We start from the raw sequence: 14,210 nt of genomic DNA, 5'->3' as shown, positions 1-14,210 counted from the left end.
TGCTCTCCTAAAGAGAGCGTTTTGCAAATCTCTATACCACAAACATCAAGGAGTTGAAGGAATATAGTGGATCTTTTTGAAGAAAATATTATGGTCATTAGCCAACGAGGAATTCAGGACTTCATTGCTGATATGGTGCCAGGAGAAGTCCCTTTCGATTATGTAGGAACGGATGCGGACGGAGTGAAAATTTTTTGTGGTAATGACGATAAACCCTTTATCCTTGAGCCTATGATAGATGAAACTAGATTACCAAACCCTTATTTGAAACAGCTTATATTCTTCTTTGGAATAGGATCTTTAAAAGAAATAAGAAAAGTTGCTAGTCTAGCCCATAAAGAATCACTTTTTGTGATTATCGAACCAAACCCATACTTTTTACAACATGCACTTTCTCACGAGAATTTCAAGATGCTTAATAACACAAATTATATTCTTGTAACTGAGAGGCCGGAAGGGCTATCAGAACTTTTTAAATTTCTTTTTTCTAGTCAGTTATTCTATCTGTTGAGAAACATTACATTTTATTTTAACTCTTATTATCGAAAGTATGATAGCGCTTCTGTAAAGGACTATTTAATTAAAATAACAGTGGCTATTAAACATAAATATTTTAATATTGGCAACTCTATTCATGATTCTCTTATTGGACTTGTTAATAATCTAAAGAATATTAAATGGATGTCTGAAAATGCGGATGTGGCAAAACTTAAAGGTGCATTTAGCGAAGTTCCTGCTTTTGTCGTGTCAGCAGGTCCATCTCTGGACAAAAACATGAGACATCTTAAAGAGGCTCAAGGTAAAGGAATTATTATTGCGGTAGATACTATCGCTAAAAAACTGTTAGAAAATGGGATCAGCCCTGACTTTATTTGCACAGTAGAGCGTGGAGAAATTGTATGGGAATATTTCTATGAAAAGCAGGAATATCCTTCAAATTTGTATCTAATATCATCCTTGGTTACGGATCCCAGAATTGTTGAGATGTTCAAACACAGGGCAGTTCTTCCAATGCGCTCTAGTGTTCGTGAATATTTTTGGTTAAGCGAAAAATTAGGATTATCCTCAGATCACTTTATGGGAATGGGTGCCTCATGCGCTCATCTTGCAGCAGGTTTTGCTTTTCATGTTGGGGCTTCGCCTATTATTATGGTTGGGCAGGATCTTGCATATGGAGAAAAAGGAACCCATGCTACAGGTACAATTTATGAGAAGAAACCGATAATAGAAAAGGATGAAAAATTATTTGTCCAAGGCTATTATGAAGGAAATGTAAAGACTTCAAATATTTGGTTGGAATTCAAAGCAATCTTTGAAAGCATGTTTAAAATGAATAGAACTTTAATAATTAATGCAACAGAGGGCGGTGCTAGAATCGAAGAAACAACTCAACTAGATTTAGACGTTGCTGTTAAAAAGTACTGCATTAATGAATGTAATGTTTTTGAAAGGATGCAGAATGTTCCGCTTCATTCCATAGAATGGGATGAAGTGGAAAGTAAAATCAAAGATTATATTAACAATATAGAAGAGCTTCAGGTAAAGGTCGCTAAACATTTAGATGTTTTAAAAAGGTACAATCGAGTATGGAAACATTCTATGCCAGAGAAAAAAGTTCAAAAAATATATGACTCAATGAAAAAAACTGATTTGTATTATAACACTATATTTACGGATCAACTACTATATCATAATATGCAAGGACCATTAGCTATTCTTATGCAGAAGTTTCATGCGATAGAAAATACAGATTCTTTAGAGGACTTAAAGGAAAATTTACGAGTTCAGATTGAGCTTTGCGAGATGCTTGAAAATACAATATGGCTAATTATTCAAGTCATACGAGAGAACTTTCCTTGGGAAAGCACTGCTTAAATTCTACCACTTTTTAAGATATTAAATATCTCGAAAATAAGTAACATAGGATATGTCCTATGTTACTCGTTTAATTAAGTCGAATCTAGAAGAGGCAAATCTAGCAATCAATTGGTTCCGAATACTTATTTAGCAGGAATAGCATACTAGTTTGGATTTGAATAAGTGGAGTTGAAGTAAAAATGTTCAATCACAAATCAATCTTAATAACGGGTGGAACAGGTTCGTTCGGCAAGGAGTGCATCCGAATTTTATTGAATAAGTATCTTCCCAACAAAATTATTGTTTATTCCCGAGACGAACTGAAACAGTTTGAAATGTCTCAGCAGTACAATCAAAACATGATGCGATATTTTATAGGTGATGTACGCGATGGAGAACGGCTTAACATGGCAATGCGGGGTGTTGATATTGTTATTCATGCTGCGGCACTAAAACAGGTTCCTGCAGCAGAGTATAACCCTATGGAGTGCATTAAGACAAATATTAGCGGAGCTGAGAATGTCATTAAAGCTGCTTTGGATAATAATGTTGAGAAAGTAATAGCTCTTTCCACAGACAAAGCAGCCAATCCTATAAACCTATATGGGGCAACTAAGTTGGTTTCTGATAAACTTTTTACTGCAGCTAACAACATTGCAGGTGGACAACGGACCCGCTTTTCTGTGGTGCGTTACGGAAATGTTGTTGGATCTAGGGGATCAGTTGTGCCTTTCTTTAAAAAGCTTATTGATGAAGGTGTAAAACAGTTGCCTGTTACAGACGCAGACATGACTCGTTTTTGGATTACTTTGCCACACGGAGTGGATTTTGTCCTAAAGGCATTTCAGCGTATGCAAGGCGGCGAAGTTTTTGTGCCTAAGATCCCTTCTAGCCGGATTGTGGATTTAGCAAAGGCTATTGCTCCTGAATCCGAACCTATTATTATTGGCATCCGACCTGGTGAGAAATTACATGAAACCATGTGTCCGGCTGATGATAGCCATTTAACACTTGAGTTTAATGACCATTATGTGATTAAACCGAGCATTAGCTTTTTCGCCCCTGTCAACTATGCAAAGAATATGTTAGGCGAAGAGGGAAGACCTGTGCCAAGAGGTTTTGAATATAGCTCAGGCAACAATTCGCATTTCCTTGCCATAGAAGAACTTCGGAAGATAATATGGTAAGTGAAAAGCACTATTACTCAACCAAAACATCATCGAGGTCTAAACTCAAGAAAATCGATAGCTTACCTTGTGTTTTCATTCTGAATGGAAGGCTTAAAGTGCTTATGATTAGGTCCAGCAATTTGATAAAAACCGAGTGGAGTTGTAGATTTTTACTTGCAAGACTCTTTATACGACATCCTGAATTGACTAAAATAGATGCCCTAATTGAACAAAAGAAAATAAGTATTAGATAGGGAAACGTGATATGACTATTTATCTCAAAGAAGCAACAGTTGAAGATGTTGATCTGCTTTTTGAGTGGGTAAATGAAAAATTGGTAAGGAAAAGTGCATTTAATTCTAATACTATAGCATACGGCGAGCATACTGAATGGTTTTTTCATAGCGTAGAATCTCCAAATTGTAGAATTTTTATAGGATATGATGATGATAATCCGATTGGGCAAATACGAATTGATTTGGAAGATGACAAAGCAGTAATCGACTATAGTGTTGATAGCCACTATAGGGGAAAAGGATATGGGGTATTATTATTAGAAGCATTGGAGAACGAGGTTCGTTATTCTTTAAAACAAGTCAAACAAATAGTGGGTAAAGTAAAATTTAGTAATATTTCATCCCAAAGAACGTTTAACAGGTCTGGATATATTACGGAAAATAAAAATGAATGTATTCTCTTTTACAAGAAATTGGGAGGATATTTGAATGAATAAACTCTTAACAATAGGAAGACGACAAGTTGGAGATGGGTATCCATGCTATCTTATTGCAGAAATGTCAGCTAATCATGCAGGTGATATGCAAAGAGCAATAGAGATCATACATGCAGCAAAAGAAAGTGGTGCTGATTGTATTAAGTTGCAGACATATACTCCTGATACTATGACTATTAATTCAGATAAGAAGTATTTTCAGATTAAGCAAGGTACATGGAAAGGGGAGAACCTTTACCATTTATATCAAAAAGCTTATACGCCTTGGGAATGGCAGGGGAGACTCAAGGAAGAAACGGAAAAATTAAAACTTGACTTTTTGTCTACACCGTTCGACAAAACAGCTGTTGACTTTTTAGAAAGTTTAGAAGTAAATGCTTATAAAATCGCATCTTTCGAGCTGACTGATATACCACTGATAAAATATATTTCATTGAAAGGTAAACCAATAATCATGTCTACTGGCATGAGCACTTTGGAAGAAATTGAGGAAGCGGTAGCAACTGTTCGTTCGCAAGGTAACGAAAAGCTGTGTATTCTAAAGTGCTCCAGCGCTTATCCGGCGGTACCAGGAGACATGAATCTTAGAACTATTCAGAATTTAAAGGACATATTTGGCATTTCTGTAGGTTTATCGGATCATTCTATGGGGTCAATAGGGGCCGTTACGGCCGTTGCTATGGGTGCTAATGTCATTGAGAAGCACTTTTGTTTAAGTCGAAAAATTGAAAATCCTGATGCGTCATTTTCGATGGAACCTGATGAATTCAAGCAAATGGTTGAGGATATAAGAACTGCCGAACGAGCTATGGGAAGAGTTAGTTATGACTTATCAGAAAGGGAAAAAACTAACCGAGTTTTTCGACGTTCTATTTTTGCAGTGAAAGATATAAAAAAGGGTGAGACTTTTACTGAGAAAAACGTTCGTGTAATACGTCCGGCTTATGGATTATCACCCCGATTTTATGAAGATGTAATAAATAAAGTAGCGTCAGAAGATATCGAGTGTGGTACACCTCTAGAGTGGAGCATGATTATGTAATATGAATATTTTGATAGCGACGATTAAGCCCTGGAATATTCAAAATGCAAAAAAAATTAAAAAGAATTATAGAGGAATGCATCGAGTCGAGATTATTAATCAAGAAGATGAATTAACTTATAAGGTTTTAAAAAAGATGCAACCTCAATATGTCTTTTTTCCCCATTGGTCAGGGGTAATACCTAAAGAAATATATGATAATTTTAACTGTATAGTTTTTCATATGACTGATTTACCCTTTGGTAGAGGGGGTAGCCCGTTACAGAACTTAATAATTCGTGGAATAAAAAGCACGAAGATTTCAGCTATTAAAGTAGATGAAGGTATTGATACTGGGAATGTATATTTGAAGGAAAATCTGGATTTATATGGGAATGCGGAAGAGATTTATATTAGGGCATCAGAAATTATTTTTGATCGTATGATACCCTATATTATTTGTGAACAGCCTTTAGCTAAGCCCCAAAGTGGGAGGATTGAAAGGTTTATACGGAGAAAACCAGAAGATGGTGAGATACATCCTAGTATGGAGTTAAAAGAAATATACGATTATATTAGAATGCTGGATGCTGAGGGTTATCCTAATGCTTTTATTAAATTTGGTAAATATAAGCTTGAATTTTCAAGAGCAAGTATGAAAAATGGCAAAATAATTGTGGATACTAAATTTATCGATGGGAGTAAAGATGAATAAGATATTGGTAATTGCCGCCCATCCAGATGATGAAATTCTGGGTTTGGCTGGCACTGTTAAAAAGTATATTAATAGCGGCTATAAGGCATATTGTTCTATTTTGGGAGAGGGTATGACATCCAGGACACCCCATAGAGAGGATACTCCCAAAGGTCTTATAGATTCTTTGCAAAACCAAACTTTACAGGCAGCAAAAATTATAGGCTTTGAGAGAGTCTATTTCTCAGACTTCCCCGATAACAGATTTGATTCAGTAGGTTTATTAGATATCATCAAAGAAGTTGACAAATATGTGCAACTGATCAAGCCTGACATAATTTATACTCATCACTATGGTGACTTAAATATCGACCACCGCAAGACGTTTGAGGCAGTTATTACTGCTTGTAGGCCAGTAAGAGAATATTGTGTAAAAGAAATTTATTGTTTTGAAACCCTTTCGTCTACAGAGTGGAATTTTCAATATGGTGATAACACTTTTAAACCTAATGTGTTTGTTAATATTGAAGACACATTGCAGGCAAAGCTAGATGCTATGGAATGTTATCAAACTGAACTAGGTGAATACCCTCATCCAAGATCATTAAAGGCACTGGAAGTTATTGCAGCAAAATGGGGTACTGTTGTAGGTAGAAATTATGCCGAGGCCTTTGAATTGATAAGAAAGGTAGACTAAAATGCTAAATATCGCATTTAGAGTCGATGGAGGGAAAAATGTAGGCTTAGGGCATATTGTGCGTTGTTTGTCTTTGGCCCATGCCTTTAGGCAAAACGGACATAAAGTCTATTTTTTAAGCAAACTAAAAGAAGGCATCGAAAAAGCCGGACAAGAGAATTTTGATGTTGTCCGTTTGTCTTCTGTGGAACAAGAGATAGAAGGCTTTTTTTATGGTAATTCTACACAGCTAGTTAGTGAGGCTCTTGAAATAACTTCGTTGTTACTGACATATCAGATAGATGTGTTAGTCCTTGATACTTATAATGTCAGCAATGAGTATTTTTTAGCTCTTAAAGAGTATGTAGGTAGTCTGGTTTATATTGATGATGTCAACAAATTTACTTATCCTGTAGATATAATAATTAATGGTAATATTACGGGCGAATTTTTGGGATACCAAAAATACGATCAAAGACAAGTATTGTTATTAGGACCGAAATATAATATGATTCGCGACGAATTCGCTAATATAGTGCCTCGGGATGTCAAAGAAAAGCCCGAAGAAATTATGATAACTACAGGTGGAGCTGATCCCTATAGGCTTACCGATAAGCTTCTAGTTATTTTGCTAAAAAAAGATGAATATAGGCATATACGATTTAATGTATTGGTCGGGAGCAGCTTTATTGACTGTGGATATCTAGATAATTTAAGCAAGAACTATGGTAATGTTTTTCTTTATGCAAATTCTGATTTGTCTTATAAACTTCCTAGTATTATTCAATCTGAAATATCCGCGATCATGTTGCGATCTGATTTAGCTATATCGGCAGGTGGGAGCACTTTATATGAACTTGCCGCTTGTGGCACCCCTGCTCTGTCTGTCATACTTGCGGATAATCAGGAAGGTATTGTTCGTAAAATGGATGAATTAGGGTATGTAATGAATTTAGGGTGGTATAATCAACTGAACAAGGACCTAGTTCTTGATAAATTGCGAGAGATGATAGACGATTTTCCAAGACGCAGAGAAATGAGCGCTAAAGGTCAAAGATTGGTTGATGGTAAAGGTGTTGAGAGAATTGTCTGGAGTATTCTCCAGAATCTTGAAGATAATTAAAGAAAAAGGTGACTGACTGTGAGAGAAACATTTTTACCATACGGCAGGCAGTGGCTCGATGAGGATGACATTCAGGCTGTGGTAGAAGTACTGAAGTCGGATTACTTAACTACCGGGCCTAAGATTTTGGAATTCGAAAAAGCCTTTGCAAAATATGTTGGGGCAAAATACGCTGTTGCAATAGCTAATGGTACCGCCGCACTGCATGCTGCGTGTTTCGCGGCAGGAATAAAACAGGGTGATGAGGTAATTACAACTCCCATCACTTTTGCAGCTTCTGCCAACAGTGTGTTGTATTGCGGCGGACAACCAGTATTCGCTGATATTGATCCCGATACATATAATATTGATCCCGATGAAATACGAAAAAGTATTACGTCTAAAACGAAAGCTATTATCCCCGTTCACTTCGCCGGACAGCCATGTGAAATGGAGGAAATCGGTAAAATAGCTAAGGAATATAATTTAATAGTGATTGAAGATGCGGCACATGCCGTGGGAGCGGACTATAAAGGCAAGCTGATTGGCGGCATATCGGATATGACGACCTTTAGTTTTCATCCAGTGAAGCATATTACTACAGGTGAAGGTGGCATGATTACAACTAGCGACGAGGAAGTTTATAAAAAACTTCTTTTATTTAGAAGTCACGGCATTACCAGGGATAGAGAACTTTTGATAGAAGAATATCAAGGTCCTTGGTATTATGAACAGTTGGAACTAGGCTACAATTATAGGATGAGTGATATTCAGGCCGCTTTAGGGCTTAGTCAGCTTAATAAAGCGGACAAGTTTATAAAAAGGCGCCGCGAAATAGCCGGTATGTATACTCTGGTATTCGGGGAGGAAGTTAACTTAATAACCCCTTTACAGCAGGAAGGGTGTAATTCTAGTTGGCATTTATATGTAATCAGATTAAACTTCAAAAACCTTAAATGTAGTCAGAGAGATTTTTTTGAGTATTTAATTCAGGAAAATATTGGAGTAAATATTCATTATATACCCGTATACAAACATCCTTTTTATCGGAAAAACGGCTATAGGGATGTTATATGTCCGAACAGCGAGCAGTTTTATAGTGCGTGCATAAGTTTGCCTATTTTTCCTAAAATGACAAATGAAGATATTAAAGATGTAATTCTAAGTGTGAAGAAAGTACTTAAGAAGAATGAAAAATAAAATAAAGATATCGGAGCAGGGCTTATAAATTTCTCCCTGATAAAAATGCTTCTTGAAGATTCCCATGATGATATTCCATGTATTCAGAACATAGAAATATGCAGTTTAGATATTCAATGAGATATATGTAAGAGTCCTACTCCAAGCAAGGAGGCTAAAGCATGCGAATTAACAATAATACATCAGCGCTCAACACATTTCATGTTCTAGCTATAAATGAGGCAACAGCGGCGAAATCTTTAAAACGCCTTTCATCAGGCCTTCGGATTAATCAAGCCGCTGACGATGTAGCTGGACTTGCCATCTCGGAAGATGCGTGGTTAGATTCGCGGCTTAAGACAAGCCGCTCGGAACGCTCAGGATGGGATATCCCTGATTCAAACAGCGGAAGGAGGAGCTGCCCCTCCATCCATAATATGCTACAAAGAGGCCGGGAGCTGGCAGTGAGGCAGTTAACGGAACGCTCACAGATCAGGACAGAGGCAATTACAAAATGAAATGGCGTAAATATTAACCAATATTGTGATACGACTGCCATCAATACTGAGTTTAATACATTAAAGCTGCTTAACCAAAGCAGCAACGGGATGTCGCAGTTCCCTGGAATTTCACAGGCGGCGTTGGATCAACTGATGTCTAAGCTACCGGGTTGGCTGAATGATGGTATGCAGGCCATCAATTCTCAGTTGGGGATTGCATATCCTGACTGAAACCGTCAGATGAATGTGGAGTATTACTATGACAGAGTTGCTACGACAGCTGCTTCCATGGGTACAGCTGATGGTGGAGCTACTCTAACCCTGAGAGTTAATACAGCACAGGTCTTTGATGGATCCAGCAATCTACTACCAGAAGGTATCCTAGATACTCTGCTGGCGCGTGAACTGGTTCACTCGTTTGAATTTTCCGAGATGGCGTTTAGTACAGATGGATTTAATACAGCCGATGAGCAATGATTTATGGAAGGCTTAGCCATGGCCATACAAGGGGGCAACTTGTTTGGCGTTACAGATCACAACGTCAGTCTTGTCGGTCCTTTTGATGGGGATTATCGCTCTGCTTTTGAGGCAGTTAATGCCCTGCACAAGGTAACCGATGGAGGGATTAATGCTTTCATTGATCGGTTGGAGGCAGGAGATTCTTTAGATCAAGCATTTCAGAATACTACTCAAGACATTGTAGGTACTGAATTGGCGGGTGCTGGCGGATTTGTCGATTTTTCCAACACAGCGGGTTTTATTAACTGGTTTAACACTGGAGGCGCTGTACTAAACAACTACCTGACAACTAGCACTGACTTCACTGCTGGTTCTGGAGCCATTACAGCAGGCGGATCAATAGGCAGTAGCAGCAATTTGACTTTGGACCAGACCATCACCAATGGCACTGGTGTGGCCACGGTAAATACTCATTTTACTCTAAATTTCACTAACTCTGCGGGGTCATCCGGCTCGGATATCATTTTCCAAGTTGGAGCTAATACTGGACAAAGCGTTAATTTTAGAAGCCAAGATCTTAGGACATCGGCCCTAGGACTAACTACCGCAAATATTGCTACACAAAGCGGTGCGGATACCGCAATCAGCGCTTTTGGTGCCGCAACAGACCTTGTATCTAGGGCCCGAAGTTATTTCGGGGCGGTTCAAAATAGGTTGGAACATACTATAGCGAACTTGACCAATGCTGAGGAGAACCTTACGTCAAGTGAATCCCGCATTCGAGATCTCGACATGGCTAAGGAAATGGTGAGCTTTCAAAAGACTAACATCCTTGCTCAAGCCGCTCAAGCGATGCTGGCTCAAGCTAACCAGCAACCTCAGAGCGTTCTCCAATTAATTCCTTAATTGCTTTAGAAGCAAGCTATCATGGTTTTGAGGATCGGGGTTTGTTTTATGTGAATTGATTAATTGGGAAAATTTTAATTGGTCTTCATATCCATTAACTCAGGCTATCTTTGATATAAGCAATATAAAAGATACTTATAAAAGTTAAATAAAGCGAATGACTGACAAAATAGCCCAAGTTTGTGTTTTAACCCTAAAGGTTTGCCGCACTTCTGCCGATATCTATATTAGATAATTCAAAGCAGAGGTGTACGATTTGGATATTGTTGCAGTAAAGAATCCGATAGACTTTGGTATATCTAACCAGGTGGCTCAGACAACTACCCTTACGCAGGCGGTTGACAGTGATTTAACTAACAAGACGGGGGACGTTGCTGATATGTCGGTAACTGCTATAACCGGCGAGAGCAACCAAAGGCCGACAGTCTTCCAAGAATTGACCCAAAAGACGGAAGCAATGAACAAATTTGTTAAAGCAATGGATACTAATATCCACTTTAAAATCCATGAGGGAACTAACCAACTGATGGTGCAAGTGGTTGACCAAGAAAGTAATAAAGTATTAAAAGAGTTTCCACCCACTGAATTTCTGGATACTATAGCAGCGATCCGGGATTATGTCGGGATATTATTGGATAAAAAAATATAGCTGTAACATTTAGGTAGGAGGTTTTAGATATGTCAGTTAGCTCGGTCGGAGGAACCTATGGCCTGTCTGGTTCGGGTATGGACATTGACGAACTCGTTAAAAATTTAATGGCCGGACAGCAAGCAAAAACAGATGCTTTGATGCAGAAGAAAACGGTACTTGACTGGCAAAAGTCTGCCTACAATAAGGTTTATGATGATATTAACAGTTTTCGAGATTCAATCTTTAATTATAAGCTCGAATCAACTTTAAGTCCCCATACTGTCTATTCCAATAACACGTCGGTTGCCACTGCCACAGCCAATGCTGATGCTGCGGATGTCAATCATTCCTTGTTGGTTGCACAGCTGGCCAGCGGTGTGAATCTAACAAGCAGTGATAGAATTAATAGTGACACTACAGTCAGTAAGACATCTCTCGCTACCCATATGGGTATAACTGGATCTTTTTCCCTTAACATTGGAGACGGTAAAACGACTAAAACTATAACCGTTAACCCTACCGATAGTATTAATGATGTGGTCAGTGCCATCAATAAGTCTGGTCTTAACGTGAAGGCCAATTACGATAGCACGCTGGATCGCTTTTTCCTTTCAACGAGTACAACGGGGTCTTCTGCTAAGATTGAGATCTCCACGACCGGTAGCACTAACGATGGTAAAAATTTTATTGATGGGTTGAAAATTGGCGCAACTTCTACAGTCTCTAATGGAGATGGTACTGATACCACGACATTTACCAGTGCAACTGGTAAAGACGCTGTGTTTCAACTCGACGGGGTGCAATTTTCTCAAGCCAGCAATACATTTACTATAGCTGGCGTGAAGTATAGTCTGACAGGCGTCTCAACAGGGGCTAGTATGGACGCTGGCGGCAATCCTGTTTGGGGATCAGCAGCTGCAACCAATGTAAGTGTGTCGTTCGATGTTGACACTGCGGTGGCCAGTATTCAATCCTTGGTCGACTCCTATAACAAGATTTTAGATGAGCTCAATGGTATGGTGGATGAAACTCGATATAAGGATTATACTCCTCTTACAGATGCTCAGAAGGCAGATATGACGGATTCAGATATTACTGCTTGGGAGGCTAAAGCCAAGAGTGGGATGCTCCATAATGATGATAGCTTGACAAGCCTGATTAGGAGCATGCGGAATGCCTTCTCTAACCAGGTTTCTGGAATTTCCGCGAGCTATGATAAGGTTACTGGCAAAAATATTACTTATAATAGTGGTTCCTCAATTGGGATTACCACAGGAGACTATGCCGAAGGTGGCAAGCTGCACCTGAATGCCGATAAGTTAAAGGCTGCGCTGGCTAACAATCCTGATGTGCTGAATGAACTGTTTGGCGCTGCTGGGACAACGAAGTCAGACGGAACTATTGATACTCAAAGCCAGGGGATCGTAGGGAGATTATATGACACCTTGGAGAAAACCAAAGATCAATTAGATGAAATCGCAGGAACAACGGCTAATGCTCAATATGATACCGAAAGCTATTACGCTAAGAGAATTAAGGAAACAGAAAAGCAACTCCTTAGCGCGGAGGATAGGTTTGATATTATGGAAGCCGCCTATTATACAAAATATAATGCCATGGAAGTCGCTTTACAGAAGTTAAATTCACAGAGCACTTGGTTACAAACATTTGGGTCTACCTCGTAGCAGTGGAGAACACTGAAGATCATATAGGAGGGTTTATTATGGTGAATCCACAAATGGCAAATGCCTATAAGAATCAGCAGGTTATGACATCCTCACCCGAACAATTAACCTTATTACTCTATAATGGAGCATTGAGATTTCTTACAGAAAGCATTTTAGCTATGGAGCAAGGGGATGTACAAAAATCCCATAACGCTAATATGCGTGCTCAGAATATTGTGCGTGAATTTATACGTACATTAGATATGAACTATGAACTATCGATAACTTGGGAGCAACTTTATGAATACACAGAACACTGCCTTATTCAAGGTAACATAAAGAAAGATGTTACCTTGTTGCAACAAGCTAAAGAAGTTCTTTTGGAGTTAAGAGATACTTGGGTTGAAGCCATGAAACAAACTCATGTGGCTCGAGCGGTTGCCAAGTGATGGGGGAAAAGACAGCTCAAGCTTTGTGGCAGGAGTACCATTTTTTGACCAAAGAGATGCTGAAATTTTTGACCAAACAGGATATGGAACTCTTCTATAACCTGATGAACCAGCGGGAGCACTTGCAGAGACTCATTGAGCGGGCTCCTGACGATGGCTTCAAAGTCTCGCCGGCCGGACGTAACTTGCTTCGCGAAATACGGCAAGACAGCCAAGCTATTATTGAGGCAATGCAGATTCGAATGGGTAGCAGCAAGCGACAACATCAAGTTTCAAAGGCCTATGGTGCAGCGAGTACGACAGCTGTCAGCCAGATGAATTTGAAACGATAATGGCCAGTATAAGGGGGATTTATAATGATCAATCCCATTCAACCAAATACTCAGTCCACCATGATTCCCATGGATACTTTTCCCGGACAAAAGATGGACCGTTCACTAGAGACCTCTCGTAAGGTCATTGATCGCAAGGGGGAAATTCCCTCAGCCCGTGAAGAGATTCCGCGTGAAGAAGTCGAAAAAGCAACTGACAAGCTTAATCGATTAATGGGAATTATTAATAAGCGCTTAGAGTTTAGTATTCATGATGAATCTGATCAATTTATGGTTAGGATAATAGATCAACCAAGCGGAGATATATTGGATGAAATTTCTCCTGAACGGGCTTTGGGTATTTTAGGTTCTTTTACGCAAGTGGCAGGATTATTGGTTGATGAATTAGTGTAAAAAAACGACCCAATGTTTTATGGAAACATGAGTTGATAATTTAAAACAAGCAAGCAGGATGCAGGTGATAATGCATCCTGCTTGCTTGTTTTTGTCGTCGAAGAATTCTATTCATGAATGAAAATTAAACCCTAAAAAAGAGCGAATCCCTTGTATCTTTTAAAGGATAAATAATTTGCTCTATATGTCAAATGTTTATCTCATTAAGATAAAATTCTATAATTTATACCCGGTATAAGAAAGAAGTATAACGCATTTACCACTAAATATTTCCTTAAAAACCCTTATACTGCAAAAAATTTTCCCAAAGGTCCTATTAAGTTATGACTAAATTACTATTTGTAGGACTATTTATTGATGCTATTGTTAAACAAGTAAATATGTGTAAATTGGTGCTTTCTGTATGTATACAAAATTTACCTTGGGATTTTGTCGACAAACT

Annotated in this window: 16 protein-coding genes; all 16 read left to right on the top strand. The window is 38.6% G+C overall.

Annotated features, from left to right (window positions below):
• The first annotated feature begins 66 nt into the window (after positions 1-66).
• On the top strand, positions 67-1,875 hold the full coding sequence (locus BUB11_RS05445; protein WP_073028429.1) for a motility associated factor glycosyltransferase family protein: 1,809 nt from the start codon (positions 67-69) through the stop codon (positions 1,873-1,875).
• A gap of 182 nt (positions 1,876-2,057) precedes the next feature.
• Positions 2,058-3,044, top strand: a complete 987-nt coding sequence (gene pseB, locus BUB11_RS05440) for a UDP-N-acetylglucosamine 4,6-dehydratase (inverting) (RefSeq protein WP_073028428.1) — start codon at positions 2,058-2,060, stop codon at positions 3,042-3,044.
• Positions 3,045-3,291: 247 nt separating this feature from the next.
• Positions 3,292-3,759 carry a GNAT family N-acetyltransferase gene (locus BUB11_RS05430; protein WP_073028426.1) on the top strand — a complete coding sequence of 156 codons (468 nt, stop codon included), beginning with the start codon at positions 3,292-3,294 and terminating at the stop codon, positions 3,757-3,759.
• Entirely contained in the window at positions 3,752-4,801 is a 1,050-nt protein-coding gene (gene pseI / locus BUB11_RS05425) for a pseudaminic acid synthase (RefSeq protein ID WP_073028424.1), read from the top strand. Before BUB11_RS05430 ends, pseI begins: the two co-directional genes overlap by 8 nt.
• Before the next feature lies 1 nt (position 4,802).
• A complete protein-coding gene (locus tag BUB11_RS05420; RefSeq protein WP_073028423.1) occupies positions 4,803-5,495 on the top strand; it encodes a formyl transferase in 693 nt (230 codons plus the stop codon).
• Positions 5,488-6,171, top strand: a complete 684-nt coding sequence (locus BUB11_RS05415) for a PIG-L deacetylase family protein (RefSeq protein WP_073028422.1) — start codon at positions 5,488-5,490, stop codon at positions 6,169-6,171. The genes BUB11_RS05420 and BUB11_RS05415 overlap by 8 nt, the downstream gene beginning before the upstream one ends.
• A gap of 1 nt (position 6,172) precedes the next feature.
• Positions 6,173-7,273, top strand: a complete 1,101-nt coding sequence (gene pseG, locus BUB11_RS05410; protein ID WP_073028420.1) for a UDP-2,4-diacetamido-2,4,6-trideoxy-beta-L-altropyranose hydrolase — start codon at positions 6,173-6,175, stop codon at positions 7,271-7,273.
• Positions 7,274-7,291: 18 nt separating this feature from the next.
• Positions 7,292-8,452 (top strand): UDP-4-amino-4,6-dideoxy-N-acetyl-beta-L-altrosamine transaminase, encoded by a 1,161-nt coding sequence (gene pseC / locus BUB11_RS05405; protein ID WP_073028418.1) that lies wholly within the window; start codon positions 7,292-7,294, stop codon positions 8,450-8,452.
• Positions 8,453-8,613: 161 nt separating this feature from the next.
• Positions 8,614-8,949 carry a flagellin N-terminal helical domain-containing protein gene (locus tag BUB11_RS05400; RefSeq protein WP_073028417.1) on the top strand — a complete coding sequence of 112 codons (336 nt, stop codon included), beginning with the start codon at positions 8,614-8,616 and terminating at the stop codon, positions 8,947-8,949.
• A gap of 222 nt (positions 8,950-9,171) precedes the next feature.
• A complete protein-coding gene (locus BUB11_RS05395) occupies positions 9,172-9,408 on the top strand; it encodes a hypothetical protein (protein WP_073028416.1) in 237 nt (78 codons plus the stop codon).
• A gap of 18 nt (positions 9,409-9,426) precedes the next feature.
• Entirely contained in the window at positions 9,427-10,296 is an 870-nt protein-coding gene (locus BUB11_RS05390; protein ID WP_242947461.1) for a flagellin, read from the top strand.
• A 247-nt stretch (positions 10,297-10,543) separates the two neighbouring features.
• On the top strand, positions 10,544-10,945 hold the full coding sequence (locus BUB11_RS05385) for a flagellar protein FlaG (protein WP_242947460.1): 402 nt from the start codon (positions 10,544-10,546) through the stop codon (positions 10,943-10,945).
• A 29-nt stretch (positions 10,946-10,974) separates the two neighbouring features.
• The gene (gene fliD, locus BUB11_RS05380) at positions 10,975-12,612 is read left to right on the top strand and encodes a flagellar filament capping protein FliD (protein ID WP_073028413.1); all 1,638 of its coding nucleotides are present in this window, start codon (positions 10,975-10,977) and stop codon (positions 12,610-12,612) included.
• A gap of 38 nt (positions 12,613-12,650) precedes the next feature.
• A complete protein-coding gene (gene fliS, locus BUB11_RS05375; RefSeq protein ID WP_073028412.1) occupies positions 12,651-13,043 on the top strand; it encodes a flagellar export chaperone FliS in 393 nt (130 codons plus the stop codon).
• Complete coding sequence (gene fliT, locus BUB11_RS05370) at positions 13,043-13,375, top strand: flagellar protein FliT (protein WP_073028411.1); 333 nt, start codon at positions 13,043-13,045, stop codon at positions 13,373-13,375. Before fliS ends, fliT begins: the two co-directional genes overlap by 1 nt.
• 24 nt (positions 13,376-13,399) lie before the next feature.
• Positions 13,400-13,768 carry a flagellar protein FlaG gene (locus tag BUB11_RS05365; RefSeq protein ID WP_073028410.1) on the top strand — a complete coding sequence of 123 codons (369 nt, stop codon included), beginning with the start codon at positions 13,400-13,402 and terminating at the stop codon, positions 13,766-13,768.
• Positions 13,769-14,210: the final 442 nt, after the last annotated feature.

The sequence above is a fragment of the Desulfosporosinus lacus DSM 15449 genome, from assembly GCF_900129935.1.
In the GTDB taxonomy this organism is placed as follows: Bacteria; Bacillota; Desulfitobacteriia; order Desulfitobacteriales; family Desulfitobacteriaceae; genus Desulfosporosinus; species Desulfosporosinus lacus.
This window is presented reverse-complemented; position numbering and strand designations above follow the sequence as displayed.

What these genes read in the sequence shown, in the direction of transcription:
- pseB (WP_073028428.1), top strand. Translation starts at nt 2,058, where the DNA reads ATGTTCAATCACAAATCAATCTTAATAACGGGTGGAACAGGTTCGTTC.
- BUB11_RS05430 (WP_073028426.1), top strand. Translation starts at nt 3,292, where the DNA reads ATGACTATTTATCTCAAAGAAGCAACAGTTGAAGATGTTGATCTGCTT.
- pseI (WP_073028424.1), top strand. Translation starts at nt 3,752, where the DNA reads ATGAATAAACTCTTAACAATAGGAAGACGACAAGTTGGAGATGGGTAT.
- BUB11_RS05420 (WP_073028423.1), top strand. Translation starts at nt 4,803, where the DNA reads ATGAATATTTTGATAGCGACGATTAAGCCCTGGAATATTCAAAATGCA.
- BUB11_RS05415 (WP_073028422.1), top strand. Translation starts at nt 5,488, where the DNA reads ATGAATAAGATATTGGTAATTGCCGCCCATCCAGATGATGAAATTCTG.
- pseG (WP_073028420.1), top strand. Translation starts at nt 6,173, where the DNA reads ATGCTAAATATCGCATTTAGAGTCGATGGAGGGAAAAATGTAGGCTTA.
- BUB11_RS05400 (WP_073028417.1), top strand. Translation starts at nt 8,614, where the DNA reads ATGCGAATTAACAATAATACATCAGCGCTCAACACATTTCATGTTCTA.
- BUB11_RS05395 (WP_073028416.1), top strand. Translation starts at nt 9,172, where the DNA reads ATGAATGTGGAGTATTACTATGACAGAGTTGCTACGACAGCTGCTTCC.
- BUB11_RS05390 (WP_242947461.1), top strand. Translation starts at nt 9,427, where the DNA reads ATGGCCATACAAGGGGGCAACTTGTTTGGCGTTACAGATCACAACGTC.
- fliD (WP_073028413.1), top strand. Translation starts at nt 10,975, where the DNA reads ATGTCAGTTAGCTCGGTCGGAGGAACCTATGGCCTGTCTGGTTCGGGT.
- fliS (WP_073028412.1), top strand. Translation starts at nt 12,651, where the DNA reads ATGGTGAATCCACAAATGGCAAATGCCTATAAGAATCAGCAGGTTATG.
- fliT (WP_073028411.1), top strand. Translation starts at nt 13,043, where the DNA reads ATGGGGGAAAAGACAGCTCAAGCTTTGTGGCAGGAGTACCATTTTTTG.
- BUB11_RS05365 (WP_073028410.1), top strand. Translation starts at nt 13,400, where the DNA reads ATGATCAATCCCATTCAACCAAATACTCAGTCCACCATGATTCCCATG.